The sequence below is a fragment of the Salegentibacter echinorum genome, from assembly GCF_900129445.1.
In the GTDB taxonomy this organism is placed as follows: domain Bacteria; phylum Bacteroidota; class Bacteroidia; order Flavobacteriales; family Flavobacteriaceae; genus Salegentibacter; species Salegentibacter echinorum.
The window spans coordinates 30702-48488 of the sequence record NZ_FQVT01000003.1 but is presented as its reverse complement, the minus strand read 5'-3'; the positions used below and the strand labels follow the sequence as shown (position 1 = coordinate 48488).

Annotated in this window: 17 protein-coding genes; 6 read left to right on the top strand and 11 right to left on the bottom strand. The window is 36.8% G+C overall.

The genetic code is table 11. The features are described from left to right. Positions 1 to 76: 76 nt before the first annotated feature. The 3 genes from ettA to BUA71_RS06260 form a co-directional block, all read right to left on the bottom strand. Positions 77 to 1768, bottom strand: coding sequence for an energy-dependent translational throttle protein EttA (ettA, locus tag BUA71_RS06270; RefSeq protein WP_072877843.1), 1692 nt, complete (start codon positions 1766 to 1768; stop codon positions 77 to 79). A gap of 71 nt (positions 1769 to 1839) precedes the next feature. Next, positions 1840 to 2313, bottom strand: coding sequence for a DinB family protein (locus tag BUA71_RS06265; protein WP_072877841.1), 474 nt, complete (start codon positions 2311 to 2313; stop codon positions 1840 to 1842). Positions 2314 to 2327: 14 nt separating this feature from the next. After that, entirely contained in the window at positions 2328 to 2507 is a 180-nt protein-coding gene (locus BUA71_RS06260) for a CAL67264 family membrane protein (protein WP_072877839.1), read from the bottom strand. 255 nt (positions 2508 to 2762) lie between these two features. On the opposite strand from BUA71_RS06260, the gene BUA71_RS06255 reads away from it, so the two are divergent. The 3 genes from BUA71_RS06255 to BUA71_RS06245 are packed head-to-tail and all read left to right on the top strand — an operon-like array spanning position 2763 to position 6947. Then, positions 2763 to 4406, top strand: a complete 1644-nt coding sequence (locus BUA71_RS06255; RefSeq protein ID WP_072877837.1) for an acyl-CoA carboxylase subunit beta — start codon at positions 2763 to 2765, stop codon at positions 4404 to 4406. Beyond that, positions 4403 to 5287: a hypothetical protein gene (locus BUA71_RS06250; protein WP_072877835.1), complete on the top strand. Its 885-nt coding sequence runs from the start codon at positions 4403 to 4405 to the stop codon at positions 5285 to 5287. The genes BUA71_RS06255 and BUA71_RS06250 overlap by 4 nt, the downstream gene beginning before the upstream one ends. 22 nt (positions 5288 to 5309) lie before the next feature. Next, positions 5310 to 6947, top strand: a complete 1638-nt coding sequence (locus BUA71_RS06245) for a M1 family metallopeptidase (RefSeq protein ID WP_072877833.1) — start codon at positions 5310 to 5312, stop codon at positions 6945 to 6947. Positions 6948 to 7182: 235 nt separating this feature from the next. Here the strand turns inward: BUA71_RS06245 and BUA71_RS06240 are convergent, their stop codons facing one another. The 6 genes from BUA71_RS06240 to holA form a co-directional block, all read right to left on the bottom strand. Beyond that, entirely contained in the window at positions 7183 to 8280 is a 1098-nt protein-coding gene (locus BUA71_RS06240; protein ID WP_072878395.1) for an AMP-binding protein, read from the bottom strand. A gap of 62 nt (positions 8281 to 8342) precedes the next feature. Continuing rightward, positions 8343 to 9284 carry a CPBP family intramembrane glutamic endopeptidase gene (locus BUA71_RS06235; protein WP_072877831.1) on the bottom strand — a complete coding sequence of 314 codons (942 nt, stop codon included), beginning with the start codon at positions 9282 to 9284 and terminating at the stop codon, positions 8343 to 8345. 3 nt (positions 9285 to 9287) lie between these two features. Next, positions 9288 to 10322, bottom strand: a complete 1035-nt coding sequence (locus BUA71_RS06230) for an o-succinylbenzoate synthase (RefSeq protein ID WP_072877829.1) — start codon at positions 10320 to 10322, stop codon at positions 9288 to 9290. Positions 10323 to 10366: 44 nt separating this feature from the next. Continuing rightward, positions 10367 to 11047, bottom strand: coding sequence for a metal-dependent hydrolase (locus BUA71_RS06225; protein ID WP_072877827.1), 681 nt, complete (start codon positions 11045 to 11047; stop codon positions 10367 to 10369). A 123-nt stretch (positions 11048 to 11170) separates the two neighbouring features. Then, a complete protein-coding gene (menA, locus tag BUA71_RS06220; protein ID WP_072877825.1) occupies positions 11171 to 12073 on the bottom strand; it encodes a 1,4-dihydroxy-2-naphthoate octaprenyltransferase in 903 nt (300 codons plus the stop codon). An 83-nt stretch (positions 12074 to 12156) separates the two neighbouring features. After that, positions 12157 to 13158, bottom strand: a complete 1002-nt coding sequence (holA, locus tag BUA71_RS06215; RefSeq protein WP_072877823.1) for a DNA polymerase III subunit delta — start codon at positions 13156 to 13158, stop codon at positions 12157 to 12159. A 198-nt stretch (positions 13159 to 13356) separates the two neighbouring features. On the opposite strand from holA, the gene BUA71_RS06210 reads away from it, so the two are divergent. The 3 genes from BUA71_RS06210 to BUA71_RS06200 all read left to right on the top strand — a co-directional run bounded on the left by BUA71_RS06210 (position 13357) and on the right by BUA71_RS06200 (position 15740). Beyond that, a complete protein-coding gene (locus BUA71_RS06210; protein ID WP_072877821.1) occupies positions 13357 to 13806 on the top strand; it encodes a type I restriction enzyme HsdR N-terminal domain-containing protein in 450 nt (149 codons plus the stop codon). 14 nt (positions 13807 to 13820) lie between these two features. Continuing rightward, positions 13821 to 14816, top strand: coding sequence for a glycosyltransferase family 2 protein (locus BUA71_RS06205; protein ID WP_072877819.1), 996 nt, complete (start codon positions 13821 to 13823; stop codon positions 14814 to 14816). A 90-nt stretch (positions 14817 to 14906) separates the two neighbouring features. Beyond that, positions 14907 to 15740: an OmpA/MotB family protein gene (locus BUA71_RS06200; RefSeq protein WP_072877817.1), complete on the top strand. Its 834-nt coding sequence runs from the start codon at positions 14907 to 14909 to the stop codon at positions 15738 to 15740. 303 nt (positions 15741 to 16043) lie between these two features. On the opposite strand, the gene BUA71_RS06195 is transcribed toward BUA71_RS06200, so the two are convergent. Together BUA71_RS06195 and BUA71_RS06190 are read right to left on the bottom strand one after the other, a co-directional pair. Beyond that, positions 16044 to 16880 (bottom strand): alpha/beta fold hydrolase, encoded by an 837-nt coding sequence (locus tag BUA71_RS06195; protein WP_072877815.1) that lies wholly within the window; start codon positions 16878 to 16880, stop codon positions 16044 to 16046. A 230-nt stretch (positions 16881 to 17110) separates the two neighbouring features. Beyond that, on the bottom strand, positions 17111 to 17731 hold the full coding sequence (locus tag BUA71_RS06190; RefSeq protein WP_072877813.1) for an L-threonylcarbamoyladenylate synthase: 621 nt from the start codon (positions 17729 to 17731) through the stop codon (positions 17111 to 17113). Positions 17732 to 17787 lie beyond the last annotated feature (56 nt).

The following is a 17787-nucleotide window of genomic DNA, read 5'->3' as shown; positions in this document are numbered from 1 at the left end:
TTGAACCTTGAATTTAAAAACCCTCCGCAAGTTATCAAAACCTGGGAGGGTGTACTATACGTAATCAACAAAGTTGTTATCGTACCAATTTTTTGTACTTAATTCGTTTTGGCATCACATCGCCACCCAAACGTTTCTTCTTGTTCTCTTCATAATCTGAGAAACTACCTTCGAAGAAATAAACCTGGGAATCTCCTTCAAAAGCAAGAATATGTGTACAAATTCTATCCAGGAACCAACGGTCGTGGGAAATAACCACTGCACAACCGGCAAAATTCTCCAGTCCGTCTTCCAGGGCACGTAAAGTATTCACATCAAGGTCGTTGGTAGGCTCATCCAGTAACAACACGTTTCCTTCTTCTTTTAAAGTCATCGCTAAATGCAGACGGTTTCGCTCTCCACCCGAAAGCATATTTACTTTCTTGTTTTGTTCGCTTCCGCTAAAGTTAAAGCGACTCAAATAGGCCCGGGAATTAACCTGGCGGCCGCCCATCATTACTAATTCCTGTTCATCGCTAAAATTCTGCCAAATCGTCTTTTCTGGATCAATATTAGAATGCGCCTGATCTACATAGGCGATCTTGGCGGTTTCCCCGACTTCAAAACTACCTTTATCGGGTTTTTCTTCTCCCATGATCATCTTAAAAATAGTGGTCTTACCGGCACCGTTTGGTCCAATAATCCCAACAATTCCCGCTTGTGGAAGTTTAAAATTGAGGTCTTCGTAAAGCAATTTATCGCCAAAAGCTTTACTCACCCCATTGGCGTCTATTACATTGTTCCCCAGTCTTGGACCATTTGGAATATAAATCTCCAACTTCTCGTCCATTTGTTTTTCATCCTGACTTAAGAGTTTATCGTAATTATTAAGCCTGGCTTTTTGTTTGGCTTGTCGGCCTTTTGGGTTCATTTTAGACCATTCCAATTCCCGTTCTAAGGTTTTTTGACGTTTACTGGCCTGTTTTTGCTCCTGCGCCAAACGCTTAGATTTTTGGTCCAGCCAGGAAGAATAATTTCCTTTCCACGGAATTCCTTCTCCCCTGTCTAATTCCAATATCCAACCGGCCACGTTATCAAGAAAATAACGATCGTGCGTTACAGCGATCACCGTTCCCTTATATTGTGCCAAATGATGCTCTAACCAATGTACAGACTCGGCATCAAGGTGGTTAGTAGGCTCATCTAAAAGTAAAATATCTGGCTCCTGCAGTAACAAGCGACAAAGCGCCACTCTTCTTCGTTCTCCTCCCGAAAGTACCGAAATCTTTTTATCAGACTCTGGGGTACGCAGGGCATCCATGGCAATTTCAAGCTTGGTATCCAGTTCCCAGGCATTTTCAGCATCAATTTTATCCTGAAGTGCCGCTTGCTTATCCATTAGCTTCTGCATTTTTTCGGCATCTTCATAAACTTCGGGCAAACCAAACTGATCGTTTATTTTGTTATATTCATCTAAAATTTCAACCGTTTTGGCCACTCCTTCTTTTACAACTTCTAATACGGTTTTCTCTTCATCCAATTTAGGTTCCTGTTCCAGAAAGCCTACTGAGTAACCTTGCGAAAAAACCACATCACCCTGGTAATTTTTATCTTCTCCCGCAATAATTCGAAGTAAAGTAGATTTCCCCGAACCATTAAGTCCCAGGATACCAATCTTTGCCCCATAGAAGAAACTGAGATAAATGTTCTTCAAAACCGGGGTATTCGCATTTTTAAAAGTCTTGGTCACCCCAGACATTGAAAAAATCACTTTTTTATCGTCTGCCATATTTATGAATTTTTTTTATTGTTTTTTTAGATTTGCAAATATCCGAAATTTAAGTCAGATAAGCCATTCTATTACTTATAAAGCCCTAATAGGCGTAAGATAATTAGCATTTGGCCGGTGTGATATGCAGTATGCTCTATCACCAATAAAATTTCCCGTAACAAGCTATGATTTTCAGAATTTTTGACCGGTAGATTTAAATCGGTCTTAGGATCTAATAAAAAGCTTTCGAATTTTCCCCGATCTTCAAAATATTCGTTTTTCAGTTTCTCCCAATCTTCGACAGATTTAGGAGAAGTTTTGGCCGGCCAATAATCATCAGGCCATTTGGACGTCTTATAATTTTGAGAAGTAACATATTCTAATATATCTTTTTGAGCAAAAGCTATATGATAAAATAGTTCGTAAAAAGAATAAGGCAGGTTGTGCGGACGCTCCCCCAATTTTTCAAAAGGAATTTTATCAATAAAATCTTCTAAAGATGCAAAGGCCTCCCCGCCTTTTAAATGGGCTACGAGTTGTTCCTTTTCTTTATTTACAGACATAGATAATTTGTTATTTAGACCCTACCTTTTAATGCGTTGAACGCCCAGGAAATAGCAAAAAACCCAATCCCCACTACCGAAAATCCAATAGCATAATTGATGTATTTTAAAACACCTAATAAAATAATTGCAATGCCAATAATAAACATGACAAAGGAGGCCCAGGCAAAAACGGTATTCTTATTCATTCCCATATTTAATAATTTTTATAACAAACTATCTTGAGCAAGCCCACGAGGAAGTTTATAGAATGATATTTTGATGTCGAGGTAAACCTCGAGCTCCCGACAAGTATCGAGTAATTAATGGTTAATTAAAGAGAAACTTCCACTTTAATAATAGCACCTATTTTGTATTTTAGCAAAATATAGCTCAAAATTTTCAATTTTCGTTAAAAGATTAGATCAGCAGAGATTATCTTCAAAAATAAAGTTTTAAACTTACAATATATGAATATCAAGTTCAATAAAAACGAAGACCATAATAAACTTTTGGTTTCTTCCTTAAATCATAAATTAAAACGTGTAAAGTTAGGTGGTGGTGAGAAGCGTATCGAAAAACACCACGCCAAAGGAAAAATGACCGCTCGTGAGCGTATAGAATTCCTATTGGATGATAAGACTAAAGCCATAGAAATTGGCGCTTTTGCCGGGGAAGGTATGTATGAGGAACACGGCGGTTGCCCCTCTGGCGGAGTTGTGGTTAAAATTGGCTATGTCTCGGGAAAGCAGTGTATCGTAGTAGCCAATGATGCTACCGTAAAAGCCGGAGCCTGGTTTCCTATTACCGGGAAAAAGAATTTACGCGCCCAGGAAATAGCTATAGAAAACAGGTTACCTATTATTTATCTGGTAGATAGTGCGGGGGTTTATCTTCCTATGCAAGACGAAATTTTCCCTGATAAAGAACATTTTGGAAGAATTTTTAGAAATAACGCCGTGATGAGTAGTATGGGGATTACCCAAATTGCGGCGGTGATGGGCAGTTGCGTAGCCGGTGGTGCATATCTTCCTATTATGAGCGATGAAGCACTTATTGTTGAAAAAACCGGAAGTATTTTCCTGGCGGGAAGTTATCTCGTAAAAGCTGCCATTGGTGAATCTATAGATAATGAAACTCTTGGGGGCGCAACCACACATTCTGAAATTAGCGGGGTGACCGATTATAAAGCTAAAGATGATAAAGACGCGCTTACCCGGATTAAAAATATAATGGATAAAATGGGTGATTTCGATAAAGCCGGGTTTAGCCATAAAAAAGCCGTAAAGCCTAAAGAAAAACAGGAAGATATTTACGGGATTTTACCAAAGAAACGCAGCGACCAGTACGATGTTAGGGAGATTATTGCCCGCCTGGTAGATGCATCGGAATTTGAAGAATATAAGAAAGGATACGGGCAAACCATTATTACCGGTTATGCCAGGATAGATGGCTGGGCCGTGGGCATTGTTGCCAATCAGCGTAAAATTGTAAAAACTACGGCTTCGAAAACTAAACCTACCGAAATGCAGTTTGGCGGGGTGATCTATTCTGATTCCGCCGATAAAGCTACCCGGTTTATCGCAAACTGTAACCAGAAAAAAATTCCGTTGGTTTTCCTTCAGGATGTTACCGGATTTATGGTAGGCAGCAAAAGTGAACACGGTGGCATTATTAAAGATGGTGCAAAAATGGTTAGTGCGGTAAGTAATTCGGTAGTGCCAAAATTCACGATTATTATGGGAAATTCTTATGGTGCGGGGAATTATGCCATGTGCGGAAAAGCTTACGACCCCAGACTAATCGCAGCCTGGCCTAGTGCCGAGCTCGCAGTTATGGGCGGAACACAGGCCGCCAAAGTTTTAGCGCAAATTGAAACTGCGGCCATGGAGAAGAAAGGCGAAGAAGTAGATGAAAAGAAAGAAAAAGAGGTTTTTGAAGCTATAAAATCCCGTTATGATGAGCAAACCTCACCATACTACGCTGCTGCCCGATTGTGGACAGATGCAGTGATAGATCCTTTAGATACCAGAAAATGGATTTCTATGGGAATTGAAGCTGCGAACCATGCACCTATTGAAAAAGATTTTAATCTAGGGGTAATTCAAACATGAAAAAAACTTTAAAATATGGTATATACCTGGTAATCTTTTTTACCATAAGCCTCGCGTATTCTCAGGATACTATTGTAAAGCGTTATATTTCATTATCTTATTATAAAAAATCGGGCAAACCCATAACTCAAAAAGACAGTGCCAATTTTCGCTATCATAATGGCGATACTTTAGTTCCGGTTTCAGCCGATTTTGAAATCCCTCAAGGTAAGAATAAAGTTAAAGTTCCCTATGAGGAAAAGGATAGTACCTTTTTGGAACTTTATAAGAATGTAGTTTATGGTACCGACCAATCTCCAAAAGACCCAATGTTTATGAGATATTGGAAAGATTCAGTGAAAGTATATTTTGAACCCAGTGTTCCCGGTAGCCAGGCTAATGAACTTATGGAGTTTGGAAATAAGATTTCAAAAAATATCGACTCTTTAAATATAAAAAGAGTGTTTACTATCGATGACTCAAATTATAGAATTTATTATCTAAATTCTGAATATAATACTGATTTTGAACCAAGAATCGTAAATAAAAGTGGCTACTATGTGCATTGGAATGGTAAAAATCAAATTTATAAAACCGATTTAAAAATTAATACCAGTCAAACCGATAATGACAACTATATCTTTGAATTATTAAAATTTCAATTTTTCCGATCTTTAGGCTATTTTCGTAGTTCCAAAAAATTAGATTGTAGAAGTTATTTGTCGGCTTGTAGAGTACCAAGGCAATTAACCGATATTGATCTGGAATTACTCAAATATCATTATTCTTACGGAGTATGCAAAGGTGTTAATCTTGAGGATTTCGAAGAACTTCACAACAAATTTAGCAAGCTCAGGAAAAAGCATGAAAATGTTATTTTAGAAGTTGTTCATTCAAACTAACCAATTAATTTTGTGATAAAATATGAGAAATATAGTATTAATTCTTGCCATATTTACAACAGCTACTAACATATCCTGTGCCCAGGTTTTAAGCGATAAAGATGGAAAATATACCGAAGCCGATTCCCTGCGGGGTTCGTTAAGACCAGAGCGTGCTTTCGATGTTCAGAAATATCATTTAAAACTTAAGGTTGAACCTGAAAAACAATTTATTTCAGGTTCAAATAGCATTAGTTTTATTGCTGAAGAAAATCTAAAAACAATTCAAATTGATCTTTTTGAAAATATGAAAGTCGATTCTATTCTTCAGCAGGGAAAAAAACTGGATTATAACAGAAAGCACAATGCGGTTTTTATCGATTTAAAAGAGAAAATTGAAACCGATGAAAAAGGAGAAATTCAATTTTATTATTCCGGGAATCCAATTGTTGCTAAAAACGCACCCTGGGACGGCGGTTTTGTTTGGGATAAAGATAAAAATGGCGATCCATGGGTTGGTGTAGCCGTTCAGGGTACCGGTGCTAGCTTATGGTATCCCAATAAAGACCACCAAAGTGATGAGCCCGAAGAAGTTCAGCTGGATATCGCTGTTCCCAACGGATTGATGAATGTATCTAACGGACAGTTTTTAGGAGAAAAAGATTTAGGTAACGGCTTTACCGAGTGGAGCTGGAAAACCGTAAACCCCATTAATAATTATAACGTTATGATCAATATTGCTAATTATGAGCATTTTCATGACACTTATAAAAATTTGGACCTCGATTATTATGTGCTTCCCTACAATCTGGAAAAAGCTAAAAAACAATTTGCAGAGGTTAAGGATATTATGGCTTGTTTTTATGAAAAAATGGGGCCTTATCCTTTTGAGGAAGACGGCTTTAAATTAGTAGAAACGCCTTATTTGGGTATGGAACACCAAAGTGCCGTAGCTTATGGAAATGAGTATATGATGGGCTATAAAGGCACCGATTTATCGGGTACCGGGATTGGTTTAAAATGGGATTTTATTATTATCCACGAATCTGGTCACGAATGGTATGGCAATAGCATTACCGCAAAAGATATTGCCGATATGTGGGTGCACGAGGGATTCACCAGTTATACCGAATCAATTTATATTGAATGCCGCTGGGGAAAAGACGATGCGCTGGAATACCTGAAAGGATTGCGTGATAATATTGAAAATAAGGAGACTGTTATTGGAGATTATGGTGTTAATGCCGAAGGGTCGGGAGATATGTATTATAAAGGTTCTAATCTTTTAAACACCATTCGGAGTATTTATAATGATGACGGGTTATGGTGGAACACGCTAAGGGATTATACAGCGACTTTTAAACATCAATTAGTGAACACCCAACAAGTTGAGGATTTTTTTAACCATGCTACAAAAGTAGATTTACAACCGGTTTTTGACCAGTATTTAAGGCATACCGATTTACCAAAACTCGAATTCAGGAAAAAAGACGGAAAAACCCAGGCCAGATGGGTAGCCGATGTAGAAAATTTTAAAATGCCGGTGGATATTTTTATTAAGGGTGTGGAAAAAAGAATCTATCCCAGCAAAAATTGGCAAACTTTAGATGGTAATCCAGATTTAAATGATATAAAAATTAATGAACTGAAGTTTTATATTGACAGTAATTTAGGAAAATAATCCTACTGTAAAGCCGCAGATGATATGAGATCTCACAGTTTAGATAGCTGGACTGTGAGATCTAATTTGATGGAATTTTACGACTTTATAAATAAAAACGAAAATCTAAAATAATCGTCTTTACAATCTAATACAACAAACCGCAAAGCTCTAGATACTAAGAAAATTGCTGCTCCCTGAAACAGGAAAATATCCCCCTTTCTTGTCTCTTTTCTCTATGCTCTATAATCCATTATCAATCTACCTTACTTTTTATCGTATTTGCGCGGTGAATTTTTCCGGTATGCGTTTCTTCAAACTTTTCGATGAAATAAATCTTCTTTGGCTGCTCGAATTTATCTAAACTTTTAAGGGTTTTAATTTCACTTTTTAATTGCTGAAGCAAGTCTTCAGAAAATTCATTTTCCACAAACAAAACCAGCATCTCACCCAAAGCATCATCTTCCATGCCGGTAACAAATAAACGCTGATCTATAATTTTAGAAAGCTTTTTCTCTATTTGCTCGGGGTGTAATTTTATTCCGCCAGAATTGATTACGTGATCTATCCTGCCTTTCCAAACAAACTTTTTGTAGGTTAGGATTTCAACAACATCGTTTGTAGTTATTATTTCTTCTGAAAGTTGTGGTGCCTTTATTACTAAACAATCTCTATCATCCTGCGAAATCTGGATATCGGGCAGGACTTTAAAAGGTCGCACTTTCTCTTTATCCACTTTTGGATTTAAGAGTTTTGCGGCAATGTGGGTAACAGTTTCGGTCATTCCATAGGTTTCATACACCCTGGTATCAAGCTCCTTCACCATTTTTTGCAACTTTGGAGAAACCGCCCCGCCGCCAACGATTAGTTTCCCAATGAGGTGCATACGCCCAATAGAATTATCTAATTGAAATGGTGTCACCGCGCAGAAATCATAACGTTTAAAAACCTGGTCTAAAGGCGTGGAAGAAGGTGGCACGATATCCAAATGCCAACCCAAAACCATGGCCCGCACCAACATCATTTTTCCGGCAATATAGGTTGCGGGTAAACAAAGTAAAGCGGTAGTGTTTGCCGGCAAATCGAAAAACCTGGAGGTCGCCATTGCCGAGTTCACCATATACTCTTTCTTGATTTTTATAATTTTAGGCTCCCCGGTGGATCCTGAAGTTTTTACTTCCACATAAGCAGAGGGTTTTAACCAATCTAATAGAAAAGCACCAATTTTTTCTTCATAAGCTTCCCCTTCCTTTATAAAACTATAAGCCACCTGGTGCAGCTCCGCATTAGAAAAATGCGTTTTGTTTAGTTTAAAATCGGGATGTGTTTCAGGAACTTTGTATTTATTTGCCATATCTTCAAACCAATAGGTTAACAAACTATATATCCGAAGTTAACAATTTGTACCGAATAGATTTAGGCTTCTTCTGAAAACTTTATGTTTTCAGGCTTTTCCACTTTTCCGAAAAGCTTATTTCTCCAGTCCTTCCAGCCATATTTTTTAGCCATGATATAGAGGAATAAAGGATAGATTATTAGAATGGGTATAACCACATCAAAACCGGCAGTAGGATTAGAAATATCCTTAAAAATAGATTCGGTTTGAAACGCCGTCCAGTCAGCAGTAATTAATAAAGCACCAATTAAATTATTACCGGCGTGAAACCCCAGCGCCAGCTCCATTCCCTCGTCCATTAAGGTCATGATTCCCAACATAAACCCTGTGCCTATATAATAAATCATAATAAGATTTCCCATTTGGGTTACTTCAGGATTGGCAAAATGTAAACCTCCAAAGCAAACCGAAGTGACAATTAATGGTACCCACCGATTTTTGAATAAAGTTCCCAGGCCCTGCATAAAATACCCCCGAAAGAGATACTCCTCAAAACTAGTCTGTAACGGAATCATCACTATGGCTATAACCAGTAAAATTGCAAATGGAACCGGTTGAAAGTTGATTAAAAAGTCCTGCGGGTTCACCAAATACTCGGCTATCGTTACAATTATGGTAAAAGCTGCTACAAGCCCAAAACCAAACCAAATTCTTCCCCAGTCCACTTTTTTCCTACTGGTTGTTAATGACCGTATTGGTTGATCGTGTAAAAACTTCACCACATATAATAGGGCTAATAGACCTACGGCGAAGCTTAAGAGCATTAGGAAAAACGTAAAGTTAGAATCCAGAACCTTTAAAACTTCTTCCTGCGGCATTGTCATAACGTCGTAACCACGTTCCAGGACCACCGCTGCCAATAAAGGAATTTGACCAATAAAAATTCCGGCTAAAACAATGATTGTTCCTACAATATACCTCCAGAAACCATATTGGTATTTAAAAACTTGTGTTATGTACATTTGTTAAAAATTAAAGTCCCAGCTTTTATTTGGGTTATATAGAATTTCTCCGCGCTCTACTTCCAGGGGGCTTTCTACATTATTGGTATAAAGGCTTCCTGTACCCAGTCCCTGTGGCATTTTACTTCTTTTTGTGTATGTAAATTGCGAAATCGCATTTAAGCCAACATTACTCTCTAAAGCACTGGTAATCCACCAACCAATATTATTTTTTTCAGCTAAATCTATCCACTCTTGTGCACCTTTAAAACCACCTATTAAACTCGGCTTTAAAATGATATATTGCGGCTGAACTGTTTGTAGCAATTCCTGCTTTTTTGTTACATTAAATATCCCTATAAGTTCTTCATCTAATGCTATAGGCAGCGGTGTTTCCTGGCATAAGTTTGCCATAGCTTCCCATTTACCCTGTTTTATAGGTTGTTCTATACTATGTAACTTAAATTCACTTAAGCGTTTTAATTTCTCTAAGGCATCTTCCGGTTTAAAAGCTCCATTGGCATCTACCCTTAGTTCTATTTCTTTGGAAGAAAACTCGCTTCGAATATATCTTAAGAGTTCCAGTTCTGTTTCAAAATCTATCGCCCCAATTTTCATCTTTATACAACTGAAACCCTGCGCTATTTTCTCCTGAATCTGGGATTTCATAAAAGCTTTTTCGCCCATCCAGATGAGTCCGTTTATGGGAATTGCAGCTTTTTCATTGGTAAATGCAGAAGGAAAAAGTTTAAAGGGATGGTCTGCATGTAAAGATTTAAAGGCCATTTCCACTCCAATCTGGATGCTGGGAAATTCTTTTAACTCCTCCCATAACATCGTCTCTCCCATATTTATATTATCGCATACCCATTGCAATTTCTCTTTATAATCTGGCCTATCGTCTATACTTAATCCTCTTAAGATGCCACATTCGCCAATTCCAATTTTCCCTGCATTGGTAATTTTGAGAAACCAGGTTTCTTTAGTAGTAAGAACGCCCCGCGAAGTTCCGCTGGGGCGTTTAAATTTTAAGACGTACTTTTTATATTCTGCCTGCATAAACAACTCTTGCTTTTTCTAAAGATGTAATTCTATTTCTAATATTATACCTCCAATGGTTCTCCTATTTCCAGAAGCATAAGATCTTTTCCTTCTTCATAAAATCTACGTTTGGCCTGCTCATGGTCTATCTCAATATAACCAAAGGTATCATAATGGCAACCTAAAACCTTATCACATTCTACAAAGTCACTGGCAATAATCGCATCTTCTATTCCCATGGTGAAATTATCGCCAATAGGCAGGATCGCCAGGTCTAAGTTGGTTTGTTGCGCAATCAATTTCATATCCATAGTAAGTGCGGTATCCCCTGCCAGGTAAATGTTTTTATGCTCTCCTTCTATCACAAAACCTCCAGGCTGCCCCCCATACTTCCCATCTGCAAACGAGCTGCTGTGTACTGCGTTTACATATTTGAGCCGGCCAAATTCAAAATCCCAGCTTCCGCCGTGATTCATAGGATGTACTTCTATACCTTTTTCCTCATAATGATTGGCAATTTCAAAATTACTCACAATTACCGCCCCTGTGTTTTTGGCAACTGCTTCAGCATCTAAAGTGTGATCCTGGTGAGCGTGTGTGAGCAAGATAAAATCTGCCTTAAGCTTGTCTATATTAATCTTATCTTTTGCGAGGTCATTCCCGGTTATAAAAGGATCTACCAATAGATTGAACTTTCCAATTTTAATTCCGAAGCAACTTTGCCCGTAATAGGTGATTTTCATAATTATAAAATTTAGAATTCAGATAGATTTAAAGATAGCTGAAATTAGATATTTCAGAAAAAAACAATGGGTTAATAGCCTATATAATTTTGTTAAATCTAAGCGTTTTTCTTAAAAATTGAACTACAATAACTGCCCCAGTGCAAAAAATACTGAAACGGCAAAGGTAGAAAGCGCTAAAACTTTTAATTCAGGATCTAATAAAATAGGATTTTCATTCTCTACTACTCGTTTCAAGTGAAGAATAAGAAAAATTAAAAATGGAACATACAAGAACTCAAACATATTTTCTAAAGTAATAACAGTGAACAGCACCAGGCACAACATTGCTCCTAAAATTAGCGAATAGTGATAATTTTTAGCCTTTTTAGCTCCCAATTTAACTACCAGCGTATTTTTACCGGCTTTTTTATCGGGGATTTGGTCCCGCATATTATTGAGATTAAGTACTCCAATGCTAAGCAATCCAATACTAATAGATGGCAAAAGAATACTCCAACTCCACTCGTGTGCATATAAAAAATAGGAACCGTAAACAGCAACCAGTCCAAAGAAAATAAATACGAATAAATCCCCCAGTCCACGATAACCATAAGCAAATTTTCCTACGGTATATTTTATGGCAGCAGCTATTGCACCAATTCCCAAAAAGAAAAACAATAAGGTATGAACTAAATTCTCTTTACCAAAAGCGGCATAAATCAATAATACTGCCAGGAGTAATGTTATTGCAGCGGTTATTATTATCCCACCCAACATTTCTTTGTGAGTAATTAATCCGCTTTGCAAAGCTCTTTGCGGTCCAACCCGTTCTTCATTATCGGTCCCTTTTACACCATCGCCATAATCGTTGGCAAAATTCGATAAAATTTGAAGTCCCAACGTAGTCGCCAGGGCCAGGCTAAAAATACTAATGTCGAAAACGCCTTGTTTTACAGCGATACTTGTACCAACGATAATGCCCGAAACAGATAAAGGCAAGGTACGTAACCGGGCAGCGCTTATCCAGGATTTAACTTTAATCATTTCTAATTACTATAAAGGGTAAATAATCATAAGAAGCCTTCTCTGTTCTATTCTCTATATTCTTTTTTCCTATGTCTATATTATTAATTCAATATTTTCACGATCAATTCCTTCAACAAATCCCCCTGAGATACATTAGCCCCTACTCCTTTTCCTTTAACATCGGCTTCGTGCAACAGGCTAATCACTTCACTTACTTTTTTCATGGGAAAATTACGAGCTGCTACTACATAGTCATTTACAAAATAAGGATGCACACGTAATTTTTTCGCGACATTGGCTTTAGATTTATCGGCAAGCCCATGGTATTGCATAATTTGTGAAAAATAAGAGAACAAAAGTGATATGGTAACCACCATTGGGTTGTCTTTAGGGTTTTGCGCAAAATAATTGATGATGCGATGCGCTTTAAAAGACTCTCGTAAGCCAATAGCCTTTCTTAACTCAAAATTATTAAAGTCTTTACTTATTCCTATATTTTCTTCAATAAGCTCTGGGGTAATTTGAGTACCTTCAGGGCTTATTAACTGCAATTTAGTTAACTCGTTATCTATTTTCCCCAGGTCTATCCCCAAAAATTCCACCAACATTTGCGCGGCTTTAGGCGATATGGTATAATTACGCGATTTCATGGTGGTCATAATCCAATCTGCTACCTGGTTCTCGTATAGGCGTTTACTTTCAAATAAAATACCGTTTTTCTTAAGTAGCTTCGAGAGCTTTTTACGTTTATCCAGGGTTTTGTATTTATAGCAAAAAACCAGGGTGGTGGTAGGTTGCATATTCTCAGCATAACTCACCAGTTTTTCTATAGTTCGCGATAAATCCTGCGCTTCTTTTACAATAATTACCTGCCGCTCTGCCATCATAGGATAGCGCTTGGCATTACTCACAATCTCATCTATACTGGTATCACGACCGTACATCACAATTTGGTTAAAGCCTTTTTCTTCTTCGGCCAGCACATTTTCTGAAATAAAATCGGAAATCCTGTCTATATAGTAAGGTTCCTCTCCCATCAAAAAATAAAGGGGGTAGATACTACCGTTTTGAATATTATTTACTATTGCTTTTGCCTCTTCCATTTATCAGCTATTTCTATAACTTCTATTTTTAATTAAGTAAAAGTTCTACCCGCTCTAAATTTCTTTTACTCGATAATCGAGATTAAATACTCTGTACCAATAGCTATCATGATGCCTCGAAATCAAAATAATTTTCTTATTATGCACCACTTGGGCTTGCCCCAAGCTAGTTAAATTTTGAATCTCAGCAATAATTCTATGGTAGCGCTTAATTTTCCCAAATATTCGTTTCGGTTCAAAAATAGTGAAAATAAAATAGCTGTTTTTGATGAACTTCGGAAAAAGTTTGTTGTTCTAACCCCCGAAGAATGGGTAAGACAGCATGTAGTTCAATTCCTAATTTTAGACAAAAACTATCCGAAGAACCATATTAATGTTGAAAAGCAATTAAAACTGGGAAAGCTTACCAAGAGATATGATGCTGTAGTCTTTAAACCCAATGGTGAAATAAAAGTAGTCGTTGAGTGTAAAGCGCCACATATTAAGATTACCCAGGAGGTTTTTGACCAGGTTGCACGATATAACCTAAGTTTAAAAGCAGATTATTTAATGCTCACTAACGGCATAAATCATTATTATTGCAAATTGGATTATAAAGCAGAAAAATATGAATTCCTTAGAGAACTACCTGCTTATAAAATTTCTTAATCCCAATTAATGGCATGACCACCGCAGTAGTAATCTTAAATTGGAACGGACGCGAACTTTTATCGCAATTTCTTCCATCGGTACTTCAGTTTTCGGCAGAAGCAAGGGTTTACGTGGCAGATAATGCCTCTACCGATGATTCTGTCGCTATGCTAAAAAAGGATTTTCCGCAGGTGAAAATCATTCAGAATAAAACAAACGGCGGATTCGCAAAAGGTTATAACGATGCACTTTCAGGATTAAGTGAGGATATATTTATCCTTTTAAATAGTGATGTAGAGGTTACCGAAAATTGGTTATCCCCCATTCAGGAGATTTTTAGACAGGAACCTAATACTGCCGTGGTACAACCAAAAATCCTCGATTACAAAAGAAAGGATTATTTTGAATATGCCGGTGCCGCCGGGGGTTATGTCGATAAATATGGATATCCTTTTTGCCGCGGAAGAATTTTTGACACTTTAGAAGAAGATTTTGGGCAATACAATGATGATGCTGCGATTTTTTGGGCTAGTGGAGCTTGCCTGGCGATTAGAAATGAGGTTTTTAAAGAAGCGGGGCTTTTGGATGAAGATTTTTTTGCTCACCAGGAAGAGATTGATCTTTGCTGGCGAATTCATAATTTGGGATACCAGGTGAAATTTTGTGCAAATTCCAGGGTTTTTCATGTTGGAGGCGCCACTTTAGACAGTATGAACCCCAGGAAAACATTTTTCAATTTTAGAAACAGTCTCTACACGCTTCTTAAAAATGTCCCGACTCCCAATGTTTATTATATCATCTTTGCAAGAATGATTTTGGATGGAGTCGCCGGATTAAAATTTTTAACCGAGGGAAAATTTTCTCATTTCTATGCAATTTTACAGGCACACTCGGCGTTTTATGGTAATATTAGAAAAATAAATGGGAAGCGAAAAGGGCTAAAAAAAAATAAAGCTTATTTCCTAACAAAATCAATAATTTGGTCTTATTTTTGCTTGAACATCAAGAAATTTTCTAAACTAAAATAAAGGTTTTAAACTATTATATAAGCTTACTTTTTAAGCTTATATTTTTTTGATACTTTTGGATTATCTAACATTAATATTAATAACAAGATTATGAAACGAATTATGCTTTTGTCGGCAACTGCCGTTCTTTTGTTCTCCTCTTGCGTATCTAACAAGAAATACGCAGAGTTAGAAAAGAAACAACAACAAACACAGGATGAGCTAAACACTGCTACTGTGAAATTAAACGCCTGTTTAGAAGACAAACAAAATTTAAATCAACAAATTACCAGACTTAACAATACCAATGCGGCGTTGCTTAACAATGTTGGTGACCTGGCTACGCTTTCTAAAAAGGAAGCCCAAAACCTGGAACGTTCTTTAGAAAGCATTAAAGAGAAAGACCTTGCTATACAATCTATGCGTGATGCTATTAGCAAAAAAGACTCTGTAACTTTAGCTCTCGTAACCAGTTTGAAAGGTGCTTTAGGAAACATGTCTGATGAGGATATTGAAATTAATGTTGAAAAAGGTGTAGTTTACGTTTCTATTTCAGATAAATTATTATTTGACAGCGGTAGATATAATGTAACTAACCGTGCTAAAGAAGTACTTGGTAAAGTTGCTACTGTAGTTAAAAACAAGCCAGACATCGAGTTTATGGTTGAAGGTCATACCGATTCTCAATCTATAAAAACTTCTATGTTTCAAGATAATTGGGACCTTAGTGTAAAACGTGCCACTTCTGTTGTAAGAATCTTACAGGATGAATTTGGTGTGGAGCCTAAGAGAATGACTGCCGCCGGTAGAAGTTACTATGTACCAGTTGCTACTAATGAAACTGCAGAAGGACGTGCTAAAAACAGAAGAACAAGAATTGTTGTGCTTCCAAAATTAGACCAATTCTACGGAATGATCGAAGAAGGAATGAAAGACGCAAAATAAGTTGATAAATCCTCTTATATAATAAAACCCCGCAAAAGCGGGGTTTTTTATTTCTATTTTATTGATGTCCTATAAAAATATAACAATTTTGCATGTTCTTTTTTATAACAAGGCCTAAAAGCGATTTCATAATTATCCTCCATGCTATGTGAAATCTTCACGAAGAACATTTAATTGTAGAATATTACCTATGAAAAAGCAGGATGCTCAGTTAGTTAAAGTTTAGTCTTTTCTCTTTTTTCTTGCAGCGAAGCGATCTTGTTTCTTTACCGGACAATAGTGTTTCTATTTATTTTTAAAGAACTATTTCTTTAAAAATTGCAACAAAATATCATTTAGTTGATCTTTATGGGTAACAATTAAACCGTGAGGTGCGCCTTCAATAACTTTAAAAGTAGCATTTTCTATTAGCTCTTTACTTTTCCTGCCGGAAATATTCATGGGTACAACCTCATCGGCATCACCGTGTACCACCAGGGTGGGTACATCAAACTTTTTTAGGTCTTCCCTAAAATCGGTAAGTCCAAAGGCATCTACGCAGTCTATAGTAGCTTTTGCCGAAGCTGAACAGGCGATACTCCAATCTAAATGCTTTTGCGCATCACTTATTCGGTCTTTATTTTTATCATAATTGTAAAAATTATCGCCGAATCCTTTTAAAAAACCAGCTCTGTCTTTTCTAATTTTTTTCTTAAACCCTTCGAAAACATCTTTATCAAGACCATCTGGATTGTTTTCTGTTTTCAGCATAAAAGGAGGAACTGCTGAAATTAATGCTGCTTTACTTAACTTTTTGGTTCCATAGTCTCCAATGTAGCGGGCTACTTCACCACCACCCATAGAAAATCCAACGATAGTTACGTTAGAAAGATCCAGGGTATTAATAACATCATTTAAATCTGAAGCCAAAGCGTCATAATTATAACCTTCCCAGGGTTTATCACTGGCGCCAAATCCTCGACGGTCATAAGTGATACATCTAAACCCCGCATCTACAATTTTCTCAACCTGATATTCCCACATTTTATGACTTAATGGCCAACCATGAATAAGTATTACCGGCTGCCCTTCGCCATAATCTTCATAGAATAATTTTATTTTTTTCCCTTTCTCTTCTTTTGTTGTCTCTATATAATTCATCGTGATTTTTTTATTAAGTTAGAAATTACACAGGCAAACACAAAAGAAAAGCCTGTATTTAGCAGGCTTTTAACGACTTATAATAAATTCTTGGCAGGCAAATAACAATTGTGGATTTATAGATTTTATTGTTTTATAATGGCTTTATCAAAATTTCATAAATATTAAAACAAGAAGCCCTCACAATTTTAAAAACTGTGAGGTCTAAATCTTTAATAATTTAAGTATAATTACATAATTTCAATACTACCTTTTCCTTCTCTTATTACTTCGGGTTCTGCTTTGGTTAAGTCGATAACTGTAGAAGGTGAATTGTCGCCATATCCACCGTCTATCACGATATCCACCAGATTATCCCACTTTTCTTTAATAAGTTCAGGGTCTGTAGTGTATTCTATTACCTCATCATCGTCATAAATAGAAGTTGAAACAATAGGATTACCCAAATTTGAAACAATACTTCTGCATATATTATTATCTGGCACCCTTATTCCCACCGTTTTTTTCTTTTTAAAAACATTGGGCAAATTATTATTCCCAGGAAGAATAAAGGTATAAGGTCCCGGCAGGTTGCGTTTTAAAATTTTAAAGGTGGCAGAATCAATTTGCTTTACATAATCTGAAAGATTGCTTAGGTCTTCACAAATAAACGAAAAATTGGCTTTTTCTAATTTCACTCCTTTTATTTGCGCTATTTTTTCTAAAGCTGAAGTATTGGTAATATCGCAACCTAAGCCATAAACAGTATCTGTGGGATAAATTACCAATCCGCCGTTGCGCATTGTTTCCACCACTTTATTAATGTGCTTTTGACTCGGATTTTCATCGTAAATTTTAAGTAATTCGGCCATATTTATATTTTTAGTGTTCGTAAAATTCTAATTTCAAGCTGCAACAAAAGAGCTTT

Excerpts from the sequence above, each read along its gene's own strand:
- ettA (WP_072877843.1), bottom strand. The coding sequence starts at position 1,768 with ATGGCAGACGATAAAAAAGTGATTTTTTCAATGTCTGGGGTGACCAAG.
- BUA71_RS06265 (WP_072877841.1), bottom strand. The coding sequence starts at position 2,313 with ATGTCTGTAAATAAAGAAAAGGAACAACTCGTAGCCCATTTAAAAGGC.
- BUA71_RS06260 (WP_072877839.1), bottom strand. The coding sequence starts at position 2,507 with ATGGGAATGAATAAGAATACCGTTTTTGCCTGGGCCTCCTTTGTCATG.
- BUA71_RS06255 (WP_072877837.1), top strand. The coding sequence starts at position 2,763 with ATGAATATCAAGTTCAATAAAAACGAAGACCATAATAAACTTTTGGTT.
- BUA71_RS06250 (WP_072877835.1), top strand. The coding sequence starts at position 4,403 with ATGAAAAAAACTTTAAAATATGGTATATACCTGGTAATCTTTTTTACC.
- BUA71_RS06245 (WP_072877833.1), top strand. The coding sequence starts at position 5,310 with ATGAGAAATATAGTATTAATTCTTGCCATATTTACAACAGCTACTAAC.
- BUA71_RS06240 (WP_072878395.1), bottom strand. The coding sequence starts at position 8,280 with ATGGCAAATAAATACAAAGTTCCTGAAACACATCCCGATTTTAAACTA.
- BUA71_RS06235 (WP_072877831.1), bottom strand. The coding sequence starts at position 9,284 with ATGTACATAACACAAGTTTTTAAATACCAATATGGTTTCTGGAGGTAT.
- BUA71_RS06230 (WP_072877829.1), bottom strand. The coding sequence starts at position 10,322 with ATGCAGGCAGAATATAAAAAGTACGTCTTAAAATTTAAACGCCCCAGC.
- BUA71_RS06225 (WP_072877827.1), bottom strand. The coding sequence starts at position 11,047 with ATGAAAATCACCTATTACGGGCAAAGTTGCTTCGGAATTAAAATTGGA.
- menA (WP_072877825.1), bottom strand. The coding sequence starts at position 12,073 with ATGATTAAAGTTAAATCCTGGATAAGCGCTGCCCGGTTACGTACCTTG.
- holA (WP_072877823.1), bottom strand. The coding sequence starts at position 13,158 with ATGGAAGAGGCAAAAGCAATAGTAAATAATATTCAAAACGGTAGTATC.
- BUA71_RS06210 (WP_072877821.1), top strand. The coding sequence starts at position 13,357 with ATGGTAGCGCTTAATTTTCCCAAATATTCGTTTCGGTTCAAAAATAGT.
- BUA71_RS06205 (WP_072877819.1), top strand. The coding sequence starts at position 13,821 with ATGACCACCGCAGTAGTAATCTTAAATTGGAACGGACGCGAACTTTTA.
- BUA71_RS06200 (WP_072877817.1), top strand. The coding sequence starts at position 14,907 with ATGAAACGAATTATGCTTTTGTCGGCAACTGCCGTTCTTTTGTTCTCC.
- BUA71_RS06195 (WP_072877815.1), bottom strand. The coding sequence starts at position 16,880 with ATGAATTATATAGAGACAACAAAAGAAGAGAAAGGGAAAAAAATAAAA.
- BUA71_RS06190 (WP_072877813.1), bottom strand. The coding sequence starts at position 17,731 with ATGGCCGAATTACTTAAAATTTACGATGAAAATCCGAGTCAAAAGCAC.